Genomic DNA, 24284 nt, shown 5'->3' on the forward strand with positions numbered 1-24284 from the left:
GTCATGACAGGACCTCACCCGGCTGCCACGATGGCTCGATGATGCATTCAGGCAGGGTGGCCGTGGTCGGCGGCAGCGTCGCGGGGTGCGCGGCGGCGCTGGCGGCGCACCGGGGCGGGGCGGACGAGATCACCGTGTACGAGCGGGCGGCGGACCGCCTCGCGGACCGGGGCGTGGGGCTCGCGGTGCACAACTCCCGCTACACGGAGCTGGAGTCGGCCGGCTACCTGGACGCGGACATGCAGTGGGTGCAGCTCACCGGACGGCGCTGGTACGTGCGCGACGAGGCGGCGCCGGGGCCGCTCGGGCACGAGATCGGCGTGATGCCGTTCCCGTTCCGCACGTACAACTGGGGCCCGCTGTGGGGCGAGTTGCGGCGCCGGGTGCCGGAGACCGTCACGTTCCGCACCGGTACGACGGTCGACGGCGTGCGCCCGTGCCCGGGCGGGGCGGTGGTGGAGACCGACGACGGCGCCACGGAGCGGTTCGACGTGGTGGTCGGCGCGGACGGCTACCGCTCGGCGGTGCGCGAGGCCGCGTTCCCCGGCGTGCGCGCCGCGTACGCGGGCTATCTGGCGTGGCGCGGGGCGTACCCGGAGGAGCGGCTCGCGGACCCGGACCTGTGGGCCGTCGACGACTGCGTCTACGCCGTGTTCCCGGGCGGCCACGTCATCCTGTACCGCATCCCCGACGGCGCGGGCGGGCGGCGCGTCAACTGGGTCCTGTACACGGCCCCGCCGCCGGGCGTCGACGCCGACCTCGGCACCGGCACCAGCGCCGCCACCGGCCCGCGCAGCCTGCCGCCCGGGGGCCTGACGGACGCCCTGAGCCGCCATCTGCGGTACGTGACCGACGAGCTGCTTCCGCCGTACTGGGGCGCGGTGGTACGCGCCACCGCCCCGTCCGAGCTGCTCCTCCAGCCCATGTACGACTACACGGCGCCGCGCTACACCCAGGGCCGGGTGCTGCTCGCGGGCGACGCGGCGACGGTGGCCCGCCCCCACACGGGCGCGGGCGCGGTGAAGGCCCTCCAGGACGCCACCGTCCTGGAGTCCGCCATCCTCACGGCCGTGACCTGGCCCGACGCCCTGGAGTCGTACGACACGGACCGCACGGTCGCCGGCCGCACGATGGTCGACCTCGGCCGCCGCCTGGGCCGCGCCCTGGTCCAGGAGACCCCCGACTGGCGGTCCCTGAGCCAGGCGGACCTGGAGGCGTGGTGGAAGCAGGCGGACGGCACGGGGGCGTTCGGCGGGCGGGAGCTGCGCAGGCGCTGAGCCGGAGGGCGCTCCCGGAGGGCGCTCCCGGAGGGCCAGAGGCCTGGTCCGGAGGCCGTTGTCAGTGGCGTGCGGCACCATCGGTGGTGGGTGGGCGACCGACGGGGGTCACGACACAGGGGGTGTTCGCATGCCCAGACCGACGACGGCCGCGCAGCGGCGGATCATCGCGGAGGCGGACCCGGTGACGGGGCGGCTGCGGGGCACGGAGGCGCAGTTGGCGGCCTTGGTGCGGCTGCGGCTCGCCTTCCGGCACCCGCGCCCGCCGCACGCGTACTTCCTCACGCCCGCCGGGCACCGGGTGCGGGAGGAGCCGGCCGAGGCCGTCCCGGAAACCGCGCCCGTGGAGACGGAGACCGGGGTGTTCGCCGCGCGTACGGGCACGGAGCGGGAGGCGCCGCCGCCCGGCGAGGACGCGGCCGCGCGGGCCCGGGAGGTGCGCGGGGCGTGGCTGGGCCTCGTCGAGCTGCGGCGGATGACGAACCCCGGGGGCGACCGGGAGCGGCCGTGCGCCTGGGAGCGCGCGCACCGGGCGCGGGCCGTGGCCATCGCCCTGGAGGCGGCGGGCCGGACCCCCGCGGCGCCCAGGCGGGAGGGGTATCGGGTGACGGAGTCGCCGCAGCCCGACGCGGTGGAGGTGGGCGAGCCCACGGCGGACGGGGTGCGGGCCTGCGGCGCGGTCCTGGAGCGGGCGGGGTGGCTGGTGAGCGAGCACGGGGACGGCCGGACGGGGCGGCGGTTCCTGGTGGTGTCGGCGCGGCGGGCATGAGGCCCCGGCAGGCCCGCCCGCGCCCGCGCGCAGGAATGCCGGGCCGCCCGGGCCGGTTGATCACTGCACCAGTCGTGTGTCAGCAGGGGAAGGGGACGTTGTGGCGCAGGAGCAGCCGTACTCCGTCGGGATCACGGTCCGCGGGTACGAGACGGACGTACAGGGGCATCTGAACCAGGCCGTGTACCTCCAGTACGCGGAGCACGCCCGCTGGTCGATCCTCCTGGAGGCGGGCATCCGGCAGGCGGACCTGATCTCGAAGGGCGTGGGCCCGGTCGCCCTGGAGAACACCCTGCGGTACCGCAGCGAGCTGCGCGCCGGGGACGAGGTCTCCGTGTCGTGCCGGTTCCTGTGGGGCGAGCGGAAGACCTTCCGGATCGAGCAGATCTTCACCAAGCCGGACGGCACGGTCGCGGCCGAGCTGACCGGGGTGGGCGGTCTGCTCGACCTCAAGGAGCGGCGGATGGTCGACGACCCGAAGGAGTACTTCCGGGCGCTGGCCTCCGACGCGCGGGTCCTGGGCCTCTGACAGCCGGTGACGGGGCGCTGACGGGCCGGGCGGCACCTCCTCAGGAGGCCGCCCGGTCCGCCGCCCCCTCCCGGTCCCGCAGGTCCGCCAAGTCGTCCGCGCCGAGCGTGAGCGCGGCGGCCGCCACGTTCTCCTCCAGGTGCGCGAGGGACGACGTGCCCGGGATGGCGAGCACCGCCGGGGACACGGACAGCGACCAGGCCAGGGTGACCTGCGCGGCGCTCACCCCGTGCCGCTCGGCGACGCGTCGCAGCGCCGTGACGTCCGGGGCGCCCGCGCCGCCGAGCGGGAAGTACGGCACGAAGGCGATGCCCTGCCGGGCGCACCGCTCGACCATGGCGTCGGCCTCGGCGTCCCGCGAGGCGGGGCTGAACCTGTTCTGCACGGCGGCGACCGGCGCGATCCGCTGGGCCTCGGCGAGTTGCCCGGCGGTGGCGTTGCTGACGCCGAGGTGCCGGACGAGGCCCTGCTCGCGCAGTGCGGCGAGGGCCTCGAAGCGCCCTCCGCCGGGCCCGTCCTGGCCGAGGAAGCGCAGGTAGACCAGGTCGAGGTGGTCGACGCCGAGCTCGCGCAGGTTCCGGTGGACGTCGGCCCTGATCTTCGCGGGGTCGGCGGGCGCCAGCCAGGCGTGGTCCGGGGAGCGGTCGGGCCCGACCTTCGTGGCGATCACCAGGTCGTCCCGGTACGGGTGCAGGGCCCGGCGGATGAGGGCGTTCGCGGACAGGTCCGCGTAGAAGTAGAAGGCGGCCGTGTCGATGTGGTCGACGCCGAGTTCGACGGCGCGGCGCAGCACGGCGACGGCGGCCTCGGGGTCGCCCGCGGGCCCCTCCCAGGTCCGGCCGGGCAGCCGCATCGCGCCGAAGCCCATCCGGGCGACGAGCAGGTCGCCGCCGATCGCGAAGCGCCCGGCGGCGGAGGCGGGCGGGGTGCCGGGGACGGCGTCGTGGGGGGCGTGGGGGGCGTGGGGTGTGTGAGGGGCTTGGGGCGCGTGCGCGTGCTTGCTCATGCGGATCATGGTGGGGCCGAGGTGCGGCGTACGGGCGGGAGTGGCCAGTTGTTGCCAGGGACCGGGCCAGGGGGCGGCGCGTGCCGGGGCCCGGCCGTCAGGAACGCAAGGCGACACCGTCCGACCCACCTCACCCGGCACGCAGCACCCGGCACCCGGCACCCAGCACCCAGCACCCAGCACCCAGCCATCAAGGATGCGCGGCGGCGCGGTCCGACTCGCTGCGCAGGACGCAGAACTCGTTGCCTTCCGGGTCGGCGAGGATCGCCCAGCCCGTGCCGTCGGGGTTCCGGTGGTCGGCGACCAAGGTGGCGCCGAGGCCCAGCAGCCGCTGCACCTCCTGATCGCGCGAGGTCTCGGGGCGCAGGCACAGGTGGACCCGGTTCTTGACCGTCTTGGCCTCGGGCACCCGGTTGAAGTGCAGCACCGGCCCGTCCGGCGACAGCAGCACCTGGGTCTCCCGGTCGCCGGGCCTGTCCTCCGGATGCAAGGGGCGGCCGGTCACCCCGCTCCAGAACCGGGCCAGCTCATAGGGGTTCGCACAGTCGATCGCCACGTTCTGCACCACCGAGACCATGCGCGCGAGCCTCCCCGATCTTCCCGCCGGACGCCACCCCTTTCCGGCGGAACCCCGGCGGAACCCCGGCGGAACCCCGGCGGCCGGTCCCCCGCGGCGACGGCAGCCGCCGGGCTCCCCTCCGGGGGGCGGCCTCAGCGGGCCACGGCCGTCTCCCGGGCCACCCGCGACAGCTTCTCGGGGTTCCTGACGTGGTACGCCCCGGTGACGTAGCCGTCCTCGACGCGCACGGCCACGACGCCGTCGACCTCCCCGTCGACGCGGACGAGCAGCCCCGGGCCGCCGTTGATCTGCACCGGCTCCACCGACCTCCGCGCGCCGCGCCACCAGCCGCCCGCCAGCAGCCGGGCCACCTTGTCCGCGCCGACGACCGGCCGCAGCAAGGCGTGCCGGACCCCGCCGCCGTCGCTCAGGGCGACCACGTCCGGCGCGAGGACGTCGAGCAGGCCCTGCAACTCACCGGTCTCCACCGCGCGTTGGAACGCCTGGAGCGCGGCCCGGGTCTCGTCCGCGGAGACCGTGCCGCGGGGCCTGCGCGCGGCGACGTGCGCCCGGGCCCGGTAGGCGAGCTGCCGGACCGCGGCCGGGCTCCTGCCGACGGCCTCGGCGATCTCCTCGTACGCGAGGTCGAACACCTCGCGCAGCACGAACACCGCCCGCTCCACCGGCGCGAGCGTCTCCATCACCAGCAGCATGGCCATCGAGATGCTGTCGGCCAGCTCGACGTCCTCGGCCACGTCGGGCGCGGTCAGCAGCGGCTCGGGCAGCCACGGCCCGACGTAGGACTCCTTGCGGCGGCCGAGCGCGCGCATCCGGTCCAGGGCCTGGCGGGTGACGATCCGCACCAGGTAGGCGCGTTCCTCGCGCACGGTGGCCGGGTCGACACCGGCCCAGCGCAGCCAGGTCTCCTGGAGTACGTCCTCGGCGTCGGCGGCCGAGCCGAGCATCTCGTAGGCCACGGTGAACAACAGGTTCCGGTGGGCGACGAACACCTCGGTGGCGGTGTCCGCCGACCCCGCCCGGGCGGCACGGCCGGGCGGCTCCGCCGTGTCCGTCGTGCCTGCGCTGCGCTCGCTCATGTCCCGGCTCCCGCCTGTCCCTTCCGGTTCCGCTCCACCCACGGGACGCCGGCCGCCGCCGTTCCGTAACACCCCCGGCCGGTGGCCTAGGTCACATGTTGGCGTCCGTTACGAGCGGCGCGGCGCCGACGTCTCGTGACCGTCAGGGCACCGCGGGGAACAGCCCCGCCGCCAGGCCCCCGAAAACGACCACGACCACAACCACAACCACAACCACAACCGGAGGGTACGGACCATGAGCACCAGCAAGTTCGCCGTAGCGGGAGCGACCGGGCGCCTGGGGCGCCACGTCGTGGACGTCCTCACGGAGCGGGGGCACCACGTCGTGCCGATGTCCCGCGCCACCGGCGTGGACGTCATCACCGGGGAGGGCCTGGCCGAGGCGCTCGCCGGGGTCGATGTCATCGTCGACGTCGCGTCGTGGCACGCCTCCGAGCAGGCCGCCGCCGCGGCGTTCTTCCGCACGGCCGCCCGCAACCTGCACGAGGCCGGGCTGCGCGCCGGGGCCGACCGCGTCGTCGCCGTGTCGATCATCGGCGCGGACAAGGCCACCGCCGGTTTCGTCGCCGCCCAGCAGGTGCACGAGGAGGCGCACCTGTCCGGCCCGCTGCCCGCCCGCATCCTGCGGGCCGCGCAGTTCCACGAGTTCGTCGGCCAGCTCCTGGACTGGCGGCAGGGCGACGTCGCGCACATCCCGGACCTGCCCACCCAGCTCGTCGCCTGCCGCACCGTGGCCGAGACGCTGGCCGACCTGGCCGACCTGGCCGCCGACCCCGGCGCGGCGACCCGGCCGGACCCCGGCACGCCGATCCCCGAGGTCGCCGGACCCCGCCGGGAGAGCCTGGCCGAGGCGGCGCGGCTGCTCGGCGCCCGGCGCGGCGTCGAAGTCGTCGCGGTCGACGGCTCGGGCCTGCCCGACGCGGGCCTCGCGGCGGCGGGCGCGTTCCTGCCCGGCCCCCACGCCACACTCGCCGGGCCCACCTTCCAGGAGTGGCTCGACGCCCGGCCCTGACCCCGGGCAAGCCCGCCGCCCTCCCACCCGACACCGACCCCATCCACGCGCAACAGAACGGAACCGCCATGCACGACACTTCCTCCGCCGCCGCGCCCGCGCCCGCCGCGGCGGCCCCGCCGGGCCGGGCGGCGGCCGGACGCGGCCCGGTCACGCTGCTGCTGGTCGTGGCCTCGCTCGCCTGCCTCGACACCCTGGTGCAAGGCCTGCTCGCCGGGATGCTCCTCAACGGCGACGTCGCGTCCGTCGACCCGCACGGCGCCAACGCCTACGTCTTCGAACTCCTGGTGTTCCTCCAGGTCGTGGCCGCCGCCCTGGTACGGCGCCACGACCGGCGGCTGACATGGCCGCTGAAGGCCACCGTCGGCATCCTGGTCGCCACGTTCACGCAGACGATGCTGGGGCTTGAGGGCTCCCTCGCCGCGCACGTCACCCTGGGCGTCGCCCTGTGCGCCATGGAGACGGCACTCGTCCTGCGGGCCTTCTCCCTCCGCGCGGCGACCCCGCCCGCACCCCGCTGAGCAGCCGCTCCCGCCGTACGACGGGGGCTACGGTGAGCGTCGCCCGAGCGGAGCGGGCGGCAACGCGGGACGGGGCAGGAAAGGAAGGGGCGGGGCGTGGAGGACGGGCGGATCGTGACCGTGCGCGGGGAGCGGGAGCTGGCGGCGCGCGCCGGGGGCGTGTTCGCCCACGCGCGCGAGGAGTTCCTGTGCGGCGCCGAGGACCTGATGACCTGGAGCGGGGTGAACGCCGCCTTCCGCGAGGGCAACCGCCCGACGGTCCGCCCCGGCGGCGGGCTCGCCATGCGCAAGGTGTACTCCCGCCGCGCCCTCGGCGACCCCGAGTCCGAGCGGCGGCTGGCCGCCATCGCCGCGTCCGGCGCCCAGGTCCGCATCTCCGACGCCCCGCTGGCCCGCGAGGCCGTCGTCATCGACCGGCGCGTCGCCATCCTCGCGGGCCCGGAGTCCCGCGGCCCGCGCACGTACACCGTCGTACGCGTCCCCGAGGTCGTCGACGGCGTACGCGCCCTCCTGTACGCCACCTGGGAGGCCGCCGCCGACCTCCCCCTCGCCCTGGGCTCCGCCGGGACCCCCGCCCTGACCGAGGACGCCCGGCAGGTCCTCGCGGCCCTCGGCTCGGGCCTCACCGACGAGGCCGCCGCCCGGCACCTCGGCATGTCCCTGCGCACCTACCGCCGCCGCGTCGCCGACCTGATGGCCTCGCTGGGCGCCACCTCCCGCTTCCAGGCGGGCGTGCTCGCCTCGACCGCCGCGTCCGCGCCCAGCGCCAGCTCCGCCCATACCGTCTTGCCGACGTCCCGGCCCGCCACCCCCCACGCCTGAGCCAGCGCCGCCACCAGCACGAGGCCGCGGCCCGACTCGGCGTCCGGCGGCGGCAGTCGCACCGTCTCGGGCGGTACGTCCTCGCCGCGCGTGTCCGCCGCCTCGATGCGCAGCACTCCCCCGGCGACCAGCAGGCGCAGCTCGAAGCTCCGCCCCGGCACCCGGCCGTGCGTCGCCGCGTTCGCCGCCAGCTCGGCCACCACCTGGGCCGCCGCGTCGGAGAGTTCGCTGCCGTACGGGATGCCCCAGCCGTCCAGCCGGTGCCGGGCGAGGCGTCTGGCGAGCCGGGCGCCTCCCGGGGTCGCGCTGATGCGCTGTGTGAACACGTGTGCTGCTGTGGGGGTTTGCACCTGGCGTGACATGGCGCCCACGGTGACCTCGGCCGACCCGCCTCCGGTAGGTACCCGACTCGTACGCTGCGTAAGTGTACGAGTGCTCCGTGTAGACAGCGGGGGTGACGGACCGTAAGCATGGGCGCGTTGGCGGGGACGGTAAGCGAGCGTCAGGGGATACCCGTGATGTCGTCAAGCACGCCGGGCTCCATCGAGCCCGAACCGACCGATGGACTCAAGGCGTTCGGCGCGGCCTTGAAGAGCTTCCGCAAGCGCGCCGGGTACACGCAGGAGTCACTGGGGCCCGAGATCGGCTACTCGGCCCACTTCATCGCCTCCGTCGAACAGGGCAGGCGCTTCCCGCCACCGCGCTTCGTGGACCAGGTGGAGCTGACGCTGGACGCCTTCGGGACGCTGCGGCTGATCGCCAACCAGCTCTCCCGGCAGAAGGGGTTGGCGTCGTGGTTCCGGCGCTGGGCGGACCTGGAGCAGGAGGCCCTCAGCCTCTATACGTACGAGTGCCGCCTGATCCCTGGTCTGTTGCAGACCGAGGCGTACGCGCGCACGCTGTTCGCCGATCAACTGCCGCCTCTCAGCGACGAAAAGCTGGAGGCACAGTTGGCGGCGCGCAATGAACGTCAGAAGCTGCTGACCGAGCGGCCTAACACGGCTTACAGCTTCATCCTGGAGGAGCACCTGTTCTTGCGGAACATCGGCGGGCACGAAGTCACGCGGGAACTTATCGGCCACGTGCTCCAACTCGCCGAGCGACGGAACATCGAGGTCCAGATCATGCCCTTGGCACGTGGGAGCCACGCAGGCCTACACGGCCCCATCCGGCTGCTGGAGACTCGGGAGAACACGTGGTTCGCGTACAACGAGGGACAGGAAAGCGGACTTCTCATCACCGACGCCAAGGTGATCAGCGTGCTCCAGATGCGGTATGCCAGGATGCGCTCACAGGCTCTCACCCCCGAAGACTCGGTGAGCCTCCTGGAGCGGATGCGAGGAGCATGATGAGCACTCCCGAACTGGCGTGGTTCAAGAGCAGTTACAGCGGAAGCTCGGGCGACGACTGCATTGAAGTCGCACTCACCTGGCACAAGTCCAGCTACAGCAGCGGCTCCGGTGACGACTGCGTGGAAATAGCCGCCTGCCCCAGCACCATCCACATCCGCGACTCCAAGCGCCCGGACGGGCCCCGGCTCTCCGTGGCCCCGGGGGCGTGGGCCGACTTCGTCGCGTACACGGGGGAGGGTCAGTAGCCCACCCTCAGCCCGTGCGCGCTCAGGATCGAGGCCAGGGGCTGGTGGTACGTCGTGCCGCCCGAGGCGCAGTTGCCGCTGCCGCCGACGACGACGCCCAGGCCGCTGTCGCCGCTGAAGGTGGGGCCGCCGGAGTCGCCGGGCTCGGCGCAGAGGGAGGCGCGGAAGAGGCCGTGCACCGTGCCCTGGGGGTAGGTGACCGAGACCTTCACGGCCTGGACGGTGCCGCAGTGGATGCCCGTCACGGGTCCGCTGCGGCACGCCGACTGGCCGGGTACGGGCCTCGGGGCGCGGTTGACGCGGATGACCTGCGAACCGGCGGTGACGATCTCGCTCGGGTACGAGAAGTCGGGGTGGAGGTAGCGCACGAGCGCGTAGTCGCTGTTCGGGAAGACGACGGTCTCGGTGACGCCCACCTGGGCGGTGAGGCGGGCGTCGGCGTACCACCGGGTGCCGACGGTGCCGCAGTGGCCCGCCATGATGCCGTAGTGGTGGGTGCCGTTCGTGGTGTTGAAGGCGACGACGCAGCGGCCGGCGGGGCTGTACAGGACGGTGCCGCCGCGCAGGGGTGTCGGGGCGGCGGCGGCGGCCCCAGGGGCCGTGACCAGGGCGAGGGCGCCGAGGAGCGCGGCGCACAGGAGCTGGACGAGGGCGGTGCGGGGTCGCATGGCGCCTCCTGCGGGGAAGGGGGCAGGCGCCGCCATTGTGGCGGAGGGCCCGCGCGGGGGCGCTCGCGCGGACCGGGACCGTTACAGAGGCGGGCGGGGCCGGGCGGCGTGCGGTGATCCTCACGGTTGGGCGAGCGGCGTTGAAGTCGCGGTGAGGGGCGGGGGATGCTGCTGCGTACGAGGATGATCCGGCCCGGCAGGAAGGCACCGCACCCATGCGCGACATCGTGAGTGGACCGTCATGGCAGCAGTAGTAGCAGGGGCAGGCGAAGCAGTTGTCGTCGACCTGTTCACCTATCCGGTGAAGGGGTGCGCGGGGGTGCGGGTCGCGGAGAGCGACCTGACCCCGGCCGGGCTCGCGCACGACCGTACGTTCATGGTGGTCGACCCGGCGGGGGTGTACCGCACGCAGCGCGCGACCCCGCGGCTCGCGGTCGTACGGCCCGAGGTGAGCTGGGACGGCGGGCGGCTGACGCTGCGGGCGCCGGACGCGGAGCCGCTGGAGTTCGCGGTGGACACGGAGTCGGCGCGGCGGGACGTGGACCTGTTCGGAGCCCCCTTCACGGGCATCGACCAGGGTGAGGCGGCCGCGCGGTGGCTGTCGCGGGTGCTCGGTGTGGAGAGCAGGCTGGTGCGGGTGCCGCCCGAGCACGACCGGCGGACGGACGGCCTGCACCCGGGGACGTCCGGCTACGCCGACAGCGGGGCCCTGCACATGCTGTCGCGGGCCACGTTCGACGACCTCAACCGGCGGATCACCGAGGCCGGGCGGTCCGCCGTGGCGATGAGCCGGCTGCGGCCCAACGTCGTGGTGGACGGCTGGGACGAGCCGCACCGGGAGGACCGGCCCCTGGGCATCCGCATCGGCAACACGGAACTGGGCTTCGCCAAGCTCGCGTTGCGCTGTGCCGTCACCCTCGTCGACCAGGCGAGCGGCGAGCGCGCCGGGCCCGAGCCGCTGCGGACGCTGGCCACGTACCGGCGGCAGCCCGGCGGGGGCGTGGCGCTCGGCGCGAAGTACTCGGTGCTGCGGACGGGGAAGCTGGCCGTCGGCGACCAACTGGCCGTCACCGCCTGGCAGTCCGAGCCGCGCTGAGCGCGGGCCGGTGCGCGCGGGCCGGTCAGGGCCGGGCCGGTCCCGGCGTACGGGACGGGGGCACCGGCTCCCCCGCGAGGAAGGGGAGCAGCAGGTCCAGGAGGCGCCGGGGGCGGTGCAGCGGGATGATGTGGCCGCAGTCGTCGAGGACGCGCGCGGTGAGGTCGTCGGTGACGGGGCGCAGTTGGCGTGCCAGGGCGTCGCCGACCGGGTGGGCGCCGACCGCCAGCGTCGGAGCCGTGAGCCTCGCCGTGGCGACGGCCTGCTCGATCCGGGCCGCGCTCTCGGGCAGGGCGCGGTAGGGGGCGAAGGCGCGGCGCAGGGCGTCCCGTCCGGTGTGGGCGCGTACGAAGGCGTCCCGGACGCGCGGCGGCACGCCGTCGCCGAGCGTGCCCGCGTCCAGGAACCAGTCGACGTAGCGGGCCTCGTTGCCCGCCAGGACGGACTCCGCGAGGCCGGGTACGGCGTGGAAGCCGAACCACCACGGGGGCCCGGAGGCGAGGAACTCCTCGGCTCCGGGCAGGCGGCCGAGCAGGGACTCCATCACCACGAGCCGTCGCACCAGGCCGGGGCGGCGCATGGCCAGGAGGAACGCGGGCGGCGTACCGGCGTCGATGCCGACCACGTCGGCGCCGGTCACACCGAGCGCCCGGAGCAGGGCCGCGGCGTCGTCGGCCAGCGTTCCGGCGTCGTACCCGGCGTCCGTTCCGGCGTCGTATCCGGCAGCGGCCGGGCCGCCGGTGCCGAAGTCGTGCAGGTCCGGGGCGATGACGGTGCGGCGGGCGGCCAGCGCGGGCATGACCTCCCGCCACAGCTCCCAGGTGTGCGGGAAGCCGTGCAGCAGCAGGACGGCCGGTCCCATGCCCTCCACGGCCACATGGACGTCCCTTTCGCCGACGGTGACGCGCAGTTCGGGCATGCGAGAACTCCTGGTGAAAGGTGGTAACCGAAGGTGACGTGGCAACCGTAGGGAACTACCCTCGGCCCTCCAAGACGGCACTTTCCCCTCAGGTGGTGAGCCCGAAGTGACCACGTCCCCGCGCGGTGACCTCTTCGATCCGCTGTGCCCGACGCGGCAGCTCCTGGACCGGATCGGCACCAAGTGGACGTCCATGGCGGTCAAGGTGCTCGCCGAGGCGGCGCCCGGCGAGGTGCGCTTCGCCGACCTGCGGCGCCGGATGCCGGGCATCTCGCAGAAGATGCTCTCCGTCACCTTGCGGAGCCTGGTGCGCGACGGCCTCGTGGCCCGCCGGGTGGAGGACACCGTGCCGCCCGCGGTGCACTACCGGCTCACCGACCTCGGCCGCTCCCTGGAAGTGCCGCTGGCCGCGCTGCGCGCCTGGGCCGAGGAGCACATGCCGCTGATCGACGACCTGAACCGGCGCACCCCCCACCGCACCACCTCCCCCGACTAGAACGAACGCTCTACCCAGCACCGCACTCGTTCCCCGCACCCCCATTTTGGAGCAGCCGCTTCAAAACGTGCTACCGTCCCCTCTTGTTTTGGAGCGACCGCTTCACAACTGACGCGCAAGCAGGGAGAGGGGACCCGTATGCCGCTCGCGGTCTACGTGTTGGCGCTCGGCATCTTCACGCAGGGGACGTCGGAGTTCATGCTGTCCGGCCTGTTGCCGGGCATGGCGGCGGACCTGGGCGTGTCCGTGCCCGACGCCGGGCTGCTGGTCTCGGCGTTCGCGATCGGCATGGTCGTCGGGGCGCCGCTGCTCGCGGTGGCGACCCTGCGCTGGCCGCGCCGCACGGCGCTGGTGATCCTGCAGGCGGTGTTCGTCCTGGGCCACGTCGCGGGCGCGCTGGCGCCGGGGTACGCGGTGCTGTTCGCGACGCGGGTGGTCAGCGCCCTGGCGTACGCGGGATTCTGGGGCGTGGCCGTGGCGACGGCCGTGGCCCTCGTCCCGGCCGGGGCCAAGAGCAGGGCGGTGGCGCTGGTCGCGGGCGGGCTGACCCTCGCGACGATCGTGGGCGTGCCCGCGGGCACCGTACTGAGCCAGTCCGCGGGGTGGCGGGCCGCGTTCTGGGCGGTCGCGGCGGCGACGGTGGTGAGCCTGGTGTGCACGGTGGTCGCGGTACCGGGCGGCGGCGGGCGGGACGGACAGGGCGAGGTGCCCTCCGTGCGGGCGGAGCTGCGCGGCATGGCGCGCCCGCAGCTCTGGCTGTCGTACGCCGTCACGGCCTTCGCCTTCGGCGCGGTCATCGTGACCTTCAGCTACCTGGCCCCGCTGCTCACCGACGAGACGGGGATCGGCGAGGGCTGGGTGGCCGCCGTGCTCGCGCTGTTCGGGGCGGGCGGCATGCTCGGGCTCGTGCTCGGCGGCCGGACCGCGCGGGGGCACGCGGCCGCGACCCTGGCGTGGGGGCTCGGCGCGCTGGCGGTGGTCTCGGGGGCGCTCGCACTGGCCGCGGACTCGGCGGCGGCGGTCGTGGTCGCGCTGGTCGTCCTGCTCGGCGCGGCCGGGTACGTCACCAACCCCGCCCTCCAGTCCCGGGTCTTCACCCTGGCACCGCACGCGCCCACGCTGGTCGGCGCCACGAACACGGCGGCCTTCAACGTCGGCAACACGCTCGCGCCGATGCTGGGCGGGGCCGCCCTCGACGCCGGGTACGGGTACGCGTCGGTCGCCTGGGTGGGCGCGGGGCTCGCGGCGCTCGGGTGCGGGGCCGCGCTGTGGGCGGGCCTGCTGGAGCGGCGGACGGCCACCGCGTCCCGGACGGGTTTGGAAAGGGTTGTCCAGAACGCGTAGGGTCCCGCGCATGGCCAGGCCACGACAGTTCGACGAGGACCGCGTCATCACCGCGGCCATGGAGACCTTCTGGCGCCACGGGTACGAGGGCACCTCGACGCGTGACCTGTGCGACGCGACGGGCCTCGGCCCTTCCAGCCTGTACAACACCTTCGGCGGCAAGCGCGAGCTGTACCTGCGGGCGCTCGACCGCTACCACGAGACGGTCACCGCCGAGCAGGTCGCGCACCTGCGGGGGCCCGGCTCCGCCAAGGAGCGGCTGGGGGCGATGATGCTCCACTCCCTGGAGGCCGACCTGGACCCCGGCGACGGCCGCGGCTGCTTCGCCGTCAACGCCGCCGTGGAGCTGGCCGGGCTCGACGAGGACGTACGGCGCGTGGTCCGGCGCGGCTTCGACCGGGTCGAGGACGAGGTGTGCGCCGTGGTCGCGGCGGGCCAGGCGGCCGGGGAGATCACCCCCGGCCGCGACCCGCGCGAGGTGGCCCGCCTGGTGCAGAGCACGTACTACGGACTGCGGGTGCTCGCCCGCGTCCGGGACGACCGGACGGCCCTGGAGGCGACGGTGGCGGGGGCGCTGGCGGGGCTGTGAGGCGGGCGGAGGGCTTCCAGCGCGCCCACGGCTGAAGATCTCAGGCGCGCTCGGCGGAAGGATCCAGCCCGTCCGGCGCTTGAGGACGAGGCGCGAAGCGCCGAAAGAGCGGGGTCCTGGGGCGACAGCCCCGGGGCCGGGCAACCGCTCGCCGCCATCTGGTCGTTGGCCGCCGGACACGGCCCTCACCCATCATGGACGCATGCACCAGCGCCCCTCCCCCGCCGCCCCGGCCCCCGCGTCCGCCCCGCACGACCTGCTCGCCCGCATGGAGCGGAACCTCGCCGCCCACGCCACCCACCTGCACCCGTACCTGCCGGGCGCCACGGTCAGCGACACCGGCGACCTGGTGATCGCGGACAGCGGCATCGACGACGACACGTTCAACATCGTCGCCGCCGCGCGGTTCACCCCGCGGGACGCGGACGCCCGGATCGCCGAGACCGTCACGCGGCTCACCGCCACGGGACGCACCTTCGCCTGGTGGGTCGGCGGGGCGTCCACGCCGGACGACCTCGGCGCGCGGCTCGCCGCCGCCGGGCTGCCCGCCGCCGAACCGGAGCGCGGCATGTGGCTCGACCTGGCCGCGGCGCCCCCGCCCGCCCCGGTGGCCGGGCTGGAGATCCGGCGCGTCACCACGGCCGCGGAACTGGAGGCGTACGCCGCCATCCTGGCGGCGAACTGGGAGCCCCCGGCGGCGACCGTTCGCGCGTTCTACGCGGCCACCGCGGCGGGGGTGCTCGCCCCGGACTGCCCCGCGCGGTGCTTCGTCGGGTACGCCGACGGGCGGCCGGTGTGCACCGCCGAGGTGTTCCTGGACGAAGGTGTCGCCGGGATCTACAACATCTCCACGCTCGCCGCCCACCGGCGCCGCGGCTACGGCGGGGCCGTCACCCTGGCAGCGCTGCACGCGGGCCGCGAGGCCGGGGTCCGTACGGCCGTGCTCCAGGCCTCGCCGGACGGCGAGAGGGTCTACCGGGCGCTCGGGTTCGCCACGCTCGGGCAGTTCACGGAGTACGCGGTGGGCGCCTGAGCCCCCGCCTGCAAGGCCCCTGTACCGCGTAGCGCCCCCCACGCCCCCGCCGCACCGACACCGCGTCCCGACCCGTGGAGCCCCCATGCCCCCACTCCCCCGCCGGACCCTCCTGACCGCCCTGGCCGGCACGGCCGGGGCCACCGCGGGCTGCACCAACGGGAGCTCAGGCCCCCGGCAGCCCGGTGGCGCGCCCGGCCGCCCCGGTGACACGGGCGCCGCCGCGGCCGCCGCGCGGCGGCTGCTGCCGCGCCACTGGGAGCAGCTCACCTTCGAGCGGGCCGGGGACCGGGACGCCTTCCGCGTGTCCGGCACGCGCGGCCGCGTCACCGTGGCGGGTCCGACCCCGGCCGTCCAGCTCAAGGGCCTGTACCACTACCTGAAGCACACCTGCCACGCCAACATCACCTGGGCGGGGCACCAACTGGACCTGCCCGCGCTGCTCCCCGGCCCGGCGGCGCCCCTGACCGGGCAGGCCAACACCCCGCACCGGTTCGCCCTCAATGACACCAACGACGGCTACACGAACGCGTACCACGACTGGTCGTACTGGGAGCGCGAGATCGACGTCCTCGCGCTGCACGGCTACAACGAAGTCCTCGTGACCGCGGGCACGGACGCCGTGTACCACCGCGTCCTCCAGGAGTTCGGGTACGGCGACGCGGAGGTGCGGGCGTGGGTGCCCGGGCCCGCGCACCAGCCGTGGTGGCTGCTGCAGAACCTCGCCGCGTTCCCGCACCCGGTCTCCCGGCAGCTCCTCGCCCGCCGCGCCCGGCTCGGGCGGCGCATCGCGGACCGGCTGCGGGAGCTGGGCATGACGCCCGTGTTCCCCGGCTACTACGGCACCGTGCCGCCCGGCTTCGCCGAGCGGAACCCGGGGGCGCGGACCGTGCCGCAGGGCACCTGGTACGGCTTCGCGCGGCCCGACTGGCTGGATCCGCGCACGGACAGCTTCGCGCGGGTCGCGGCCGCCTTCTACCGGGTGCAGGAGGAGCTGCTCGGCCCGAGCACCCTGTACAAGATGGACCTGCTGCACGAGGGCGGCAGACCCGGCGACGTCCCGGTCGGCGACGCCGCCCGCGGCGTCGAACGCGCGCTGCGGACCGCCCACCCGGGCGCCACCTGGGTGACCCTCGGCTGGCGGCGCAACCCGGTGAAGGCCCTCACCGACGCCGTGGACACCTCCCGGATGCTGATCGTGGACGGCCTGTCCGACCGCTACCCGCACATCACCGACCGCGAGGCCGACTGGGGCGGCACCCCGTACGCCTTCGGCTCCATCTGGAACTTCGGCGGGCACACCGTGCTCGGCGCGAACACCCCCGACTGGGCCGCGCTGTACGAGAAGTGGCGCACCAAGGACGGCAGCGCCCTGCGCGGTATCGCGCTGCTGCCGGAGGCCGCCGACGACAACCCGGCCGCCTTCGAGCTGTTCTCCGAACTCGCCTGGCGGCAGGGCGAGTTGGACCTCAAGCAGTGGTTCGCCGAGTGGGCCGGGAGCCGGTACGGCGGCGCCGACGCGCACGCGGAGCGGGCCTGGGACGTGCTGCGCCGCACCTGTTACGGCACGACCCGCGCCGACGGCTGGGCGGAGGGCGCCGACGGCCTGTTCGGCGCCCGGCCCAGCCTGACGGCCGCCTCCGCCGCCTCCTGGTCACCGCGGAAGGCGCGCTACCCGGTCGCGGACTTCGAGCCCGCGCTCGACGAACTCCTCGTCGTCAGACCGGAGTTGCGGAGGTCGTCGGCGTACCGGCGCGACCTGCTCGACGTGGCGCGGCAGGCGCTCTCGCACCGCGGCCGGGTGCTGCTGCCGCGGATCAAGGAGGCGTACGACGAGCGGGACACCGCCCGCTTCGAGCGGCTCACCCGCACCTGGCTGGGCCTGCTCGACCTGCTGGACCGGCTCGTCGCCACCGACGCCCGGCACCTGCTCGGGCGCTGGGTGGCCGACGCCCGCGCGTGGGGCGCCGACGAGGCCGAGCGGGACGAACTCGCCTACGACCAACTGTCGCTGGTGACCGTGTGGGGCACCCGCGCCGGGGCCGACGCGGGCCTGCGGGACTACGCCAACCGGGAGTGGGCGGGTCTGGTCGGCGGGTTGTACCGGCTGCGCTGGGCGACGTACTTCGACGGGCTGCGGGCCGCGCTCGACGAGAGCCGCGCGCCGGAGCCGATGACCGGGCGCGACTGGTACGCCCTGGAGGAGCGGTGGATCCGCGACCCCGGCCGGCTCGCCGTCCGACCCGTCGGGGACACGTACGCGATCGCGAAGAAAGTACGGGAGGCGCTCGCCGCGACCCACTGACCCACTGAGCCACTGAGCCACTGACCCGCCGAGCCGCCGCGCCCGCGGGCGGTGGTGCCCGGCTCCGCCCGCGGGCGCGGCCCCCTCACCAGGAGCTGCTGGTCAGTACCTCAGGGAACGCGCCGGTCGGTCAGGGGCACTCCTTCCACTTCACCCGGTAGATGGTGCTGATGTCCCCGTCGGTGGAGTCCATCGTCATGAAACTGGTCTTGCTGGTGTCGGAGGAGCCGAGGTCGACGCGGAGTTCGGTGTTGACGTTGAAGTTGCGCTTCTTGCCGCACGGGGCCCAGACGAGCTGGGTGACCTCGGTCTCGTCGGTGGCCTGCCAGTTGTTGCTCAGCGGCCCGGAGAAGTCGTGGGACTTGGCGCCCGTGTTCGGGGAGCCCTGGAAGTAGTACGACGCCCTCTCGGTGCCCTTGGCGCCGCGCTGGAGCGAGGCGAAGCCGCGGTAGTCGGCGCTCGCGATCGCGTAGGTGAAGCCGTGCGGGACGTGCACGACCAGGCTGAGCTGGCAGTTCTTCCGGAACGCCGTGGGCGCGGAGTTGCCACCGGCCTGGGCCAGGTAGTCGCTGTAGGTGACGGTGAAGGCCGTGTTGTCCTCGGACACGGCGACGGCGGCCGTGCCTCTGGGGCAACCCGAACCGTTCACGGTCGCGATCTCGATCTCGATACGGTCGGGCGGCGGGTCACTGAACTCCGTCGGGTCCTGTGCGGGGAGCCCCGCGCCGAGAAGGGCGGCGAGGGCGCCACCCGCGAGCAGTGCAGCGGACATGTTCGTTGCTCTCCCATCGAGTGCTTCGGCCCGTGACGGCACGCCCGCGCAGGGGGTACCGCCGCGAGGTGGGGGATGGAGCGTGTGCTGGGAGGAACTGACTCAGCCATCGCACGGATCCGCTCACACGGGTCCGCTCACGGGTCGGCGACCGGTCGGCGTGCGATGAGCGGAGGCTGAGTGAGGGTGCTGGGATCGTACGGACCTGCGTGAGCAGCGACTAGGGCGATGTCCGGCCATGTCCGAGCGCGCTCCTGGGTCCGCTGGGGCGCCGGACGACAGCACGGCGGGCGCGGGCGGGGCGGGCGTGGGGCGGAACGGCCCGCGCTTGACGGGTATACGCCATCCTCAATCTCTGGTAGGAAACCTTCCTAACAGAACGCGGACAGCACGCGGAACCACGCCTTCCCACCCTGGAGGTCCCGTTGCACGCCCCTGCCACCCCCCGCAAGCGCCCCACACGACGTGCCGTGATCGGCCTGCTCGGCGCCACCCTGATCGCCGGCCCGCTCCTGACGACCCAGTCCGCGAGCGCCGCCGCCCCGGGCCTGGACGACCCGGCGAAGAAGGAGATCGCCATGAAGCTGGTGTCGAGCGCGGAGAACTCCTCGCTCGACTGGAAGGCGCAGTACAAGTACATCGAGGACATCAAGGACGGCCGCGGCTACACCGCGGGCATCATCGGCTTCTGTTCCGGTACGGGTGACATGCTCGACCTCGTCGAGCTGTACGCCGAGCGCAAGCCCGGCAACGTCCTGGAGAAGTACCTGCCCGCGCTGCGCCGCGTCAACGGCACCCCCTCGCACGAGGGCCTGGACCCGAACTTCACCAAGGACTGGCAGAAGGCCGCGCAGGACCCGGCCTTCCAGAAGGCCCAGAACGACGAGCGCGACCGCGTCTACTTCAACCCGGCGGTCAAGCGCGGCAAGGCCGACGGCATCGGCGTGCTCGGGCAGTTCGCGTACTACGACGCGATCGTCATGCACGGCGACGGCAGCGACAAGACCAGCTTCACCAACATCCGCAAGCGGGCGCTGCGTTCGGCGAAGCCGCCGGCGCAGGGCGGCGACGAGGTGACGTACCTGCACGCGTTCCTCGACGCGCGGGTGTGGGCCATGAAGCAGGAGGAGGCCCACGAGGACACCAGCCGCGTCGACACCGCCCAGCGCGTCTTCCTCAACAAGAAGAACCTGAACCTGGACCCGCCGCTGGTCTGGAAGGTGTACGGGGACTCGTACCGGATCGACCGCTGACACCGGCCGCACCACCGAACACGGGGTGCGCGCGGGCCGTGGGGGCCGCGCGCACCCCTTCTCCGCGGTGGGGTCAGTGGGCCGTCGCCTGTTTCGGCACCCGCGACTCGGCGATCTCGTCGCCCGGCTCCATCGGCGCCGTCACCTCGTCGGCCTCCGCGCCCTTGCCGACGTGGTTGAACAGCAGGTTCAGGACGACCGCGGCGACGCAGCCGGTGGAGATGCCGGAGTCCAGGATGATCTTCGCGGTCTCCGGGAAGGCGTGGTAGAACTCCGGCGCCGAGATGGGTATCAGGCCGACGGCCAGGGACACCGCGACGATCAGGACGTTGTTGTCCTTCTCCAGGCCCGCCTTGACGAGGGTCTGGATGCCGCTGGCGGCCACCGAGCCGAACAGCACGACGCCCGCGCCGCCGAGGACGGGCCGGGGCACGACCGCGATGAGCGAGGCGGCCATCGGACACAGGCCCATCAGGACCAGGAAGCCGCCGCCGGTGGCCACGACGTAGCGGCTGCGGATCCTCGTCATCGCGACCAGGCCGATGTTCTGCGCGAAGGCGCTGCACATGAAGCCGTTGAACAGCGGGCTGACGGCGGAGCCGAGCGTGTCGGCGCGCAGGCCCGCGGCGATGGTCCTCTCGTCGGCGGGGCGGTCGACGATCTCGCCGAGGGCGAGCATGTCGGCCGTGGACTCGGTCATGGAGACGATCATGACGACGCAGAGCGAGACGATCGCAGCGGCCTGGAACTGCGGCGCCCCGAAGTGGAACGGCGTCGGGAAGCCCACCACGTCGGCCTGGGTGACGGGGTCGAAGTCCGTGACGCCGAAGGGGATCGCCACCAGCGTGCCGACGACCAGGCCGAGCAGGACCGCGATCTGCTTGACGAAGCCGCGCGTGAAGCGGCGCAGCAGCAGCACGATGAGCAGCGTGATCCCGGCGAGGGCCAGGTACTTGCGGGCGCCGTAGTCGTCGGCCGCGGGGTTCGGGCCCTGCGCCCAGCCGAAGGCCACCGGCATCAGGGAGATGCCGATGAGCGTGATGACCGTACCGGTCACCACGGGCGGGAAGAACCGGACGGCCTTGGAGAAGAACGGGGCCGCGACGAAGCCGAGTACGCCTGCGACGATCACCGCGCCGAAGATGATCGGCAGCGCGTCGTCCTTGTCCCCGGTGGAGTCGACGACCGCGAGCATGGGCGCGACCCCGGCGAAGGTGACGCCGTTGACGAAGGGCAGCCGGGCGCCGATGTTCCAGATGCCGAGGGTCTGCAGGAAGGTCGCGAGGCCCGCCGTGAACAGGCAGGCTCCGGTGAGAAAGGTCAGTTCGGTGGCGGACAGGCCCACGGCCGCGCCCACGATCAGGGGCGGCGCGACGACGCCCGCGTACATGGCGGCGACGTGCTGGAGGCCGGTGGTGGCCATCTTCAGGGCGGGGAGCTTCTCGTCGACAGGGTGCTGCGCAGCGGTGGTCGCTGCGTCCTTGCGGAAGTCCTTGCGGAAGTCCTTGCGGAATCTTGGTTTGGCGGCCACGGCGGACCCTCCGGTCGGTTACGCGCCATCGGGTGACGCGGGTGTCAGGGAGGTGGTGCAGTGGAGCAGATACGCATACGGATACGGGTCCGGGGGCGCGCACGCCGTGCGCGCCCCCGGCCACGGTGCCCGTGGACCCCGCTCGGGTCCACGGGCGCCGGCTGAGGGCCGTCCCCCTCAGCCGGACATCTGCGCTCGCCGGCGCGGTCAGTGCTCCGCGGCGATCCGCGCCAGTCGCTGGGCCTCGGCCCGCGCGGTGCGGGCGATGTCGTCCTCGTCGACGCGCAGCAGGCGGCCGTGTTCGACGACCGGCTCGCCGTTGACGAGGGAGAGCGTCACCGGCGCGGCGGCGCCGAAGACGAGGGCGGTGACCGGGTCGGCGATGGTGGAGTGTCCGATGCCGTCGGTCTTCCACAGGACCAGGTCGGCGAGCTTGCCCGCCTCCAGCGAGCCGATCTGGGTCGCGCGGCCGAGGACCTGCGCGCCCCCGTAGGTGCCGAGGCGGAGGGCCTGGCGGGCGTTCAGGGCGGCTTCCTTGTGGGCGCCCAGGCGGTTGATGAGCAGGGCGTTGCGCAGCTCGGTGTGGAGCTCGCCGGACTCGTTGGAGGCGGTGCCGTCCACGCCCAGGCCGACGGGCACGCCGGCGGCGAGCATGTCGGGGACGCGGGCGATGCCCGCCGCGAGCCGGGCGTTGGAGGACGGGCAGTGGGCGACGCCGGTGCCGGTGCGGGCGAAGGCGGCGATGTCGTCGTCGTTCATGTGGACGCAGTGCGCCATCCACACGTCCTCGCCGAGCCAGCCCGTGGAGGCGAAGTAGTCGGTCGGACCCATGCCGAACAGCTCGTGGCAGAACTTCTCCTCCTCGACCGTCTCGCTGCCGTGCGTGTGCAGGCGCACACCCAGGCGGCGGGCGAGTTCGGCGCCCTGCCGCATGAGGTCGGTGGAGACGGAGAAGGGCGAGCAGGGCGCGACGGCGACCTGCGTCATGGCGTCGAAGGACGCGTCGTGGTGCTGCCTGACGGTCTCCTCCGTCGCGGCGAGGGCGCCCTCCAGGGACTCCACGGCGAAGTCCGGCGGCAGGCCGCCGTCCTTCTCGCCGCGGTCCATGGAGCCGCGGGCGAGGGTGAAGCGCACGCCCATGTCGCGGGCCGCGCCGATGATGGCGCCGGACAGGTCGCCGGAGCCCTTCGGGTAGACGTAGTGGTGGTCCATCGCGGTGGTGACGCCGCCGCGGGCCATCATCGCGAGGGAGCCCCGCGCGGCGGCGCGCACCATGTCCTCGTCGATGCGGGCCCAGGTCGGGTACAGCGCGACCAGCCAGTCGAAGAGGTTGTGGTCGGTGGCCAGGCCCCGGGTGATCCACTGGTAGAAGTGGTGGTGGGTGTTGACCAGGCCGGGGGTGGCGAGGTGGCCGGTGCCGTCCACGCGGCGTACCACGTTCTCCAGGGCCTCGGGGGCCTTGCCGGCGCCGAGGGACTCGATGCGGTTGCCGGCGACGACGATGTGGCCGGAGGCGTACTCGGTGTCCTGCGCGTCGACGGTTGCGATCGCGACGTTCTCGATGACGGTCCGCTGGGGGGCTGCCGAAGGTGCCATGGTGCGTCCTTCTGGGGTGGGTGGCGGTCGTTCGGGCACGGCAGGACCCTAGGAGGATTTGAGTGCCGCGACGTCGCCGGGCGTACGGTGCGCGCCGTCGCGGGTGCCGAGATGGTGGAAGAACAGGTTCAGCGTGACGGCGACGAGCGCGCCGGCGCTGATGCCGGAGCCCAGCACGGTCTGCGCCCAGGCCGGGAAGTCGGCGTAGAAGGTGGGCGCGGCGAGCGGGATGATGCCCGCGCCGAGGGACACGGCGACCAGGACGATGTTGGAGCTGTCGTCGAGGCCCGCCTCGGACAGGGTGCGGATGCCGCTGACCGCGATGGAGCCGAACAGCACGATGCCCGCGCCGCCGAGCACCGGCATCGGTACGAGGCTGACGACCGCGCCGAGCACCGGGAAGGCGCCGAGGACGAGGAGGGCGCCGCCCGCGACGGCGACGACGTACCGGCTGCGCACCCGGGTCAGCGACACCACGCCGACGTTCTGCGCGAAGGCCGACGTGGGGAAGCCGCCGAAGACGGGTCCCACGAGGGTGGCGAGGCCGTCGGTGCGCAGGCCGCGGGTGATGGTGGCGCCGTCGGTCCTGCGCTCGCAGATCTCGCCGAGCGCGAGCATGCCGGCGCTGGACTCGGTCATCAGGACGAGCATCACCAGGCACAGCGACAGGATCGCGGCCGGCTGGAACTCGGGCGCCCCGGACGCGAAGGGCGTCGGCAGGGCGGCCACCGGCGCGGACCCGAGCGCGGAGAAGTCGGCGAGGCCGAACGGGACGGCCGCGAGCGTGCCGATGAACAGGCCCATGAGCAGAGCCACTTGCTTGAAGAAGCCGCGCGCGAACCGCTGGAAGCAGAGGATCACGACGAGGGTGAAGGCGGCGAGCGCGAGGTGGCGCATGTCGCCGAAGTCGGCGGACTCCTTGTCGCCGCCCTGGGCCCAGCCGACCGGCACGGGCATCAGCGTCACGCCGATGAGCGTGATGACGACGCCGGTGACCAGCGGCGGGAAAAAGCGAAGGAGCCGCCCGAAGAACGGTCCTACGACGAGGCAGAAGAGACCGGCGACCATCACCGCCCCGTAGACGGCGGGGAGTTCGTGTCCCGGCGCGCTGTTCTCGGCGATGGCGAGGATCGGCGCGATGCCCGCGGAGGAGGCGGCGTTGACGAAGGGCAGGCGGTTGCCGACGACGCCCTTGACGCCGAGCGTCTGGAGCAGGGTGGCGAGTCCGGCGATCAGCAGGCTCGCGGCGATGAGCCGCGTCTGCGCGCCGGGGTCGAGGCCGACGGCCTGGCCGATGATGAGCGGAGGGGTGACGACACCCGCGTACATGGCGGCGATGTGCTGGAGCGCGGCGGGGACGAGCCGCGAGACGTGGAGCTTTTCGTCCACCGGGTGGCATGGATCCGGCGGGGTGGAACACGGGCCGTCGCTCGGCCCTGCGGCAGGCTGTGCCATTGCTGTCGTTCCCTCCGGTGTGGCGCGCCCCGCTCCCT

24 protein-coding genes are annotated in these 24284 nt (G+C 74.0%); 14 read left to right on the forward strand and 10 right to left on the reverse strand.

What is annotated here, in order from left to right; all coding sequences use genetic code 11:
* Window positions 1–41: 41 nt before the first annotated feature.
* From IE330_RS14110 to IE330_RS14120, 3 genes are all read left to right on the forward strand, one after another.
* The gene (locus IE330_RS14110) at window positions 42–1277 is read left to right on the forward strand and encodes an FAD-dependent monooxygenase (protein WP_190136354.1); all 1236 of its coding nucleotides are present in this window, start codon (window positions 42–44) and stop codon (window positions 1275–1277) included.
* A 130-nt stretch (window positions 1278–1407) separates the two neighbouring features.
* Entirely contained in the window at window positions 1408–2046 is a 639-nt protein-coding gene (locus IE330_RS14115; protein ID WP_190136323.1) for a hypothetical protein, read from the forward strand.
* Window positions 2047–2146: 100 nt separating this feature from the next.
* Window positions 2147–2575 (forward strand): acyl-CoA thioesterase, encoded by a 429-nt coding sequence (locus tag IE330_RS14120; RefSeq protein ID WP_190136324.1) that lies wholly within the window; start codon window positions 2147–2149, stop codon window positions 2573–2575.
* Between the two features lie 40 nt (window positions 2576–2615).
* Here the strand turns inward: IE330_RS14120 and IE330_RS14125 are convergent, their stop codons facing one another.
* The 3 genes from IE330_RS14125 to IE330_RS14135 all read right to left on the reverse strand — a co-directional run bounded on the left by IE330_RS14125 (window position 2616) and on the right by IE330_RS14135 (window position 5237).
* The gene (locus IE330_RS14125) at window positions 2616–3581 is read right to left on the reverse strand and encodes an oxidoreductase (RefSeq protein ID WP_190136325.1); all 966 of its coding nucleotides are present in this window, start codon (window positions 3579–3581) and stop codon (window positions 2616–2618) included.
* A 190-nt stretch (window positions 3582–3771) separates the two neighbouring features.
* The gene (locus IE330_RS14130; RefSeq protein WP_190136326.1) at window positions 3772–4158 is read right to left on the reverse strand and encodes a VOC family protein; all 387 of its coding nucleotides are present in this window, start codon (window positions 4156–4158) and stop codon (window positions 3772–3774) included.
* A gap of 134 nt (window positions 4159–4292) precedes the next feature.
* Window positions 4293–5237, reverse strand: a complete 945-nt coding sequence (locus IE330_RS14135) for an RNA polymerase sigma-70 factor (RefSeq protein WP_190136327.1) — start codon at window positions 5235–5237, stop codon at window positions 4293–4295.
* A gap of 235 nt (window positions 5238–5472) precedes the next feature.
* Here IE330_RS14135 and IE330_RS14140 point away from each other — a divergent pair, with 235 nt between their 5' ends.
* The gene (locus IE330_RS14140; protein WP_190136328.1) at window positions 5473–6249 is read left to right on the forward strand and encodes an SDR family oxidoreductase; all 777 of its coding nucleotides are present in this window, start codon (window positions 5473–5475) and stop codon (window positions 6247–6249) included.
* A 68-nt stretch (window positions 6250–6317) separates the two neighbouring features.
* Complete coding sequence (locus IE330_RS14145; RefSeq protein WP_190136329.1) at window positions 6318–6770, forward strand: hypothetical protein; 453 nt, start codon at window positions 6318–6320, stop codon at window positions 6768–6770.
* Window positions 6771–7438: 668 nt separating this feature from the next.
* On the opposite strand, the gene IE330_RS14150 is transcribed toward IE330_RS14145, so the two are convergent.
* Window positions 7439–7954: an ATP-binding protein gene (locus IE330_RS14150; RefSeq protein ID WP_190136330.1), complete on the reverse strand. Its 516-nt coding sequence runs from the start codon at window positions 7952–7954 to the stop codon at window positions 7439–7441.
* A gap of 156 nt (window positions 7955–8110) precedes the next feature.
* On the opposite strand from IE330_RS14150, the gene IE330_RS14155 reads away from it, so the two are divergent.
* Window positions 8111–8941 carry a helix-turn-helix domain-containing protein gene (locus IE330_RS14155; RefSeq protein ID WP_190136355.1) on the forward strand — a complete coding sequence of 277 codons (831 nt, stop codon included), beginning with the start codon at window positions 8111–8113 and terminating at the stop codon, window positions 8939–8941.
* A complete protein-coding gene (locus tag IE330_RS14160; protein ID WP_190136356.1) occupies window positions 8941–9189 on the forward strand; it encodes a DUF397 domain-containing protein in 249 nt (82 codons plus the stop codon). Before IE330_RS14155 ends, IE330_RS14160 begins: the two co-directional genes overlap by 1 nt.
* On the opposite strand, the gene IE330_RS14165 is transcribed toward IE330_RS14160, so the two are convergent.
* On the reverse strand, window positions 9183–9857 hold the full coding sequence (locus IE330_RS14165; protein WP_190136331.1) for a S1 family peptidase: 675 nt from the start codon (window positions 9855–9857) through the stop codon (window positions 9183–9185). The two genes, IE330_RS14160 and IE330_RS14165, sit on opposite strands and share 7 nt — an antisense overlap.
* 241 nt (window positions 9858–10098) lie before the next feature.
* Here IE330_RS14165 and IE330_RS14170 point away from each other — a divergent pair, with 241 nt between their 5' ends.
* On the forward strand, window positions 10099–10953 hold the full coding sequence (locus IE330_RS14170) for an MOSC domain-containing protein (protein ID WP_190136332.1): 855 nt from the start codon (window positions 10099–10101) through the stop codon (window positions 10951–10953).
* Window positions 10954–10978: 25 nt separating this feature from the next.
* Here IE330_RS14170 and IE330_RS14175 read toward each other — a convergent pair whose 3' ends face one another.
* Window positions 10979–11872, reverse strand: a complete 894-nt coding sequence (locus tag IE330_RS14175) for an alpha/beta fold hydrolase (protein ID WP_190136333.1) — start codon at window positions 11870–11872, stop codon at window positions 10979–10981.
* Window positions 11873–11978: 106 nt separating this feature from the next.
* Between IE330_RS14175 and IE330_RS14180 the strand changes: the two genes are divergently transcribed.
* The 5 genes from IE330_RS14180 (at window position 11979) to IE330_RS14200 (ending at window position 17639) form a co-directional block, all read left to right on the forward strand.
* A complete protein-coding gene (locus IE330_RS14180) occupies window positions 11979–12368 on the forward strand; it encodes a winged helix-turn-helix transcriptional regulator (RefSeq protein ID WP_190136334.1) in 390 nt (129 codons plus the stop codon).
* Between the two features lie 138 nt (window positions 12369–12506).
* A complete protein-coding gene (locus IE330_RS14185) occupies window positions 12507–13712 on the forward strand; it encodes a Cmx/CmrA family chloramphenicol efflux MFS transporter (RefSeq protein ID WP_190136335.1) in 1206 nt (401 codons plus the stop codon).
* Window positions 13713–13722: 10 nt separating this feature from the next.
* Entirely contained in the window at window positions 13723–14301 is a 579-nt protein-coding gene (locus tag IE330_RS14190; protein ID WP_190136336.1) for a TetR/AcrR family transcriptional regulator, read from the forward strand.
* 268 nt (window positions 14302–14569) lie between these two features.
* Entirely contained in the window at window positions 14570–15334 is a 765-nt protein-coding gene (locus IE330_RS14195) for a GNAT family N-acetyltransferase (RefSeq protein WP_190136357.1), read from the forward strand.
* A gap of 85 nt (window positions 15335–15419) precedes the next feature.
* Window positions 15420–17639 (forward strand): alpha-N-acetylglucosaminidase, encoded by a 2220-nt coding sequence (locus IE330_RS14200; protein WP_190136337.1) that lies wholly within the window; start codon window positions 15420–15422, stop codon window positions 17637–17639.
* Between the two features lie 130 nt (window positions 17640–17769).
* On the opposite strand, the gene IE330_RS14205 is transcribed toward IE330_RS14200, so the two are convergent.
* The gene (locus tag IE330_RS14205; protein ID WP_190136338.1) at window positions 17770–18411 is read right to left on the reverse strand and encodes a DUF4360 domain-containing protein; all 642 of its coding nucleotides are present in this window, start codon (window positions 18409–18411) and stop codon (window positions 17770–17772) included.
* Between the two features lie 470 nt (window positions 18412–18881).
* Here IE330_RS14205 and IE330_RS14210 point away from each other — a divergent pair, with 470 nt between their 5' ends.
* Window positions 18882–19664 carry a chitosanase gene (locus IE330_RS14210; RefSeq protein ID WP_373314647.1) on the forward strand — a complete coding sequence of 261 codons (783 nt, stop codon included), beginning with the start codon at window positions 18882–18884 and terminating at the stop codon, window positions 19662–19664.
* 73 nt (window positions 19665–19737) lie between these two features.
* Here IE330_RS14210 and IE330_RS14215 read toward each other — a convergent pair whose 3' ends face one another.
* From IE330_RS14215 to IE330_RS14225, 3 genes are all read right to left on the reverse strand, one after another.
* On the reverse strand, window positions 19738–21087 hold the full coding sequence (locus tag IE330_RS14215; RefSeq protein ID WP_190136358.1) for a nucleobase:cation symporter-2 family protein: 1350 nt from the start codon (window positions 21085–21087) through the stop codon (window positions 19738–19740).
* 315 nt (window positions 21088–21402) lie between these two features.
* Window positions 21403–22791, reverse strand: coding sequence for an 8-oxoguanine deaminase (locus tag IE330_RS14220; protein ID WP_190136340.1), 1389 nt, complete (start codon window positions 22789–22791; stop codon window positions 21403–21405).
* Window positions 22792–22839: 48 nt separating this feature from the next.
* Window positions 22840–24246, reverse strand: coding sequence for a nucleobase:cation symporter-2 family protein (locus IE330_RS14225; RefSeq protein ID WP_190136341.1), 1407 nt, complete (start codon window positions 24244–24246; stop codon window positions 22840–22842).
* Window positions 24247–24284: the final 38 nt, after the last annotated feature.

Origin of the sequence: Streptomyces longispororuber (assembly GCF_014656095.1) — a bacterium.
Taxonomy (GTDB): Bacteria; Actinomycetota; Actinomycetes; order Streptomycetales; family Streptomycetaceae; genus Streptomyces; species Streptomyces longispororuber.

Bases quoted from the DNA above. Each gene is read 5' to 3' on its own strand.
- IE330_RS14215 (WP_190136358.1), bottom strand. From the start codon at position 21,087: ATGGCCACCACCGGCCTCCAGCACGTCGCCGCCATGTACGCGGGCGTC.
- IE330_RS14195 (WP_190136357.1), top strand. From the start codon at position 14,570: ATGGAGCGGAACCTCGCCGCCCACGCCACCCACCTGCACCCGTACCTG.
- IE330_RS14160 (WP_190136356.1), top strand. From the start codon at position 8,941: ATGAGCACTCCCGAACTGGCGTGGTTCAAGAGCAGTTACAGCGGAAGC.
- IE330_RS14205 (WP_190136338.1), bottom strand. From the start codon at position 18,411: ATGTCCGCTGCACTGCTCGCGGGTGGCGCCCTCGCCGCCCTTCTCGGC.
- IE330_RS14165 (WP_190136331.1), bottom strand. From the start codon at position 9,857: ATGCGACCCCGCACCGCCCTCGTCCAGCTCCTGTGCGCCGCGCTCCTC.
- IE330_RS14130 (WP_190136326.1), bottom strand. From the start codon at position 4,158: ATGGTCTCGGTGGTGCAGAACGTGGCGATCGACTGTGCGAACCCCTAT.
- IE330_RS14200 (WP_190136337.1), top strand. From the start codon at position 15,420: ATGCCCCCACTCCCCCGCCGGACCCTCCTGACCGCCCTGGCCGGCACG.
- IE330_RS14110 (WP_190136354.1), top strand. From the start codon at position 42: ATGCATTCAGGCAGGGTGGCCGTGGTCGGCGGCAGCGTCGCGGGGTGC.
- IE330_RS14155 (WP_190136355.1), top strand. From the start codon at position 8,111: ATGTCGTCAAGCACGCCGGGCTCCATCGAGCCCGAACCGACCGATGGA.
- IE330_RS14175 (WP_190136333.1), bottom strand. From the start codon at position 11,872: ATGCCCGAACTGCGCGTCACCGTCGGCGAAAGGGACGTCCATGTGGCC.
- IE330_RS14135 (WP_190136327.1), bottom strand. From the start codon at position 5,237: ATGAGCGAGCGCAGCGCAGGCACGACGGACACGGCGGAGCCGCCCGGC.
- IE330_RS14220 (WP_190136340.1), bottom strand. From the start codon at position 22,791: ATGGCACCTTCGGCAGCCCCCCAGCGGACCGTCATCGAGAACGTCGCG.
- IE330_RS14225 (WP_190136341.1), bottom strand. From the start codon at position 24,246: ATGGCACAGCCTGCCGCAGGGCCGAGCGACGGCCCGTGTTCCACCCCG.
- IE330_RS14145 (WP_190136329.1), top strand. From the start codon at position 6,318: ATGCACGACACTTCCTCCGCCGCCGCGCCCGCGCCCGCCGCGGCGGCC.
- IE330_RS14125 (WP_190136325.1), bottom strand. From the start codon at position 3,581: ATGAGCAAGCACGCGCACGCGCCCCAAGCCCCTCACACACCCCACGCC.
- IE330_RS14115 (WP_190136323.1), top strand. From the start codon at position 1,408: ATGCCCAGACCGACGACGGCCGCGCAGCGGCGGATCATCGCGGAGGCG.
- IE330_RS14150 (WP_190136330.1), bottom strand. From the start codon at position 7,954: ATGTCACGCCAGGTGCAAACCCCCACAGCAGCACACGTGTTCACACAG.
- IE330_RS14170 (WP_190136332.1), top strand. From the start codon at position 10,099: ATGGCAGCAGTAGTAGCAGGGGCAGGCGAAGCAGTTGTCGTCGACCTG.
- IE330_RS14190 (WP_190136336.1), top strand. From the start codon at position 13,723: ATGGCCAGGCCACGACAGTTCGACGAGGACCGCGTCATCACCGCGGCC.
- IE330_RS14140 (WP_190136328.1), top strand. From the start codon at position 5,473: ATGAGCACCAGCAAGTTCGCCGTAGCGGGAGCGACCGGGCGCCTGGGG.
- IE330_RS14185 (WP_190136335.1), top strand. From the start codon at position 12,507: ATGCCGCTCGCGGTCTACGTGTTGGCGCTCGGCATCTTCACGCAGGGG.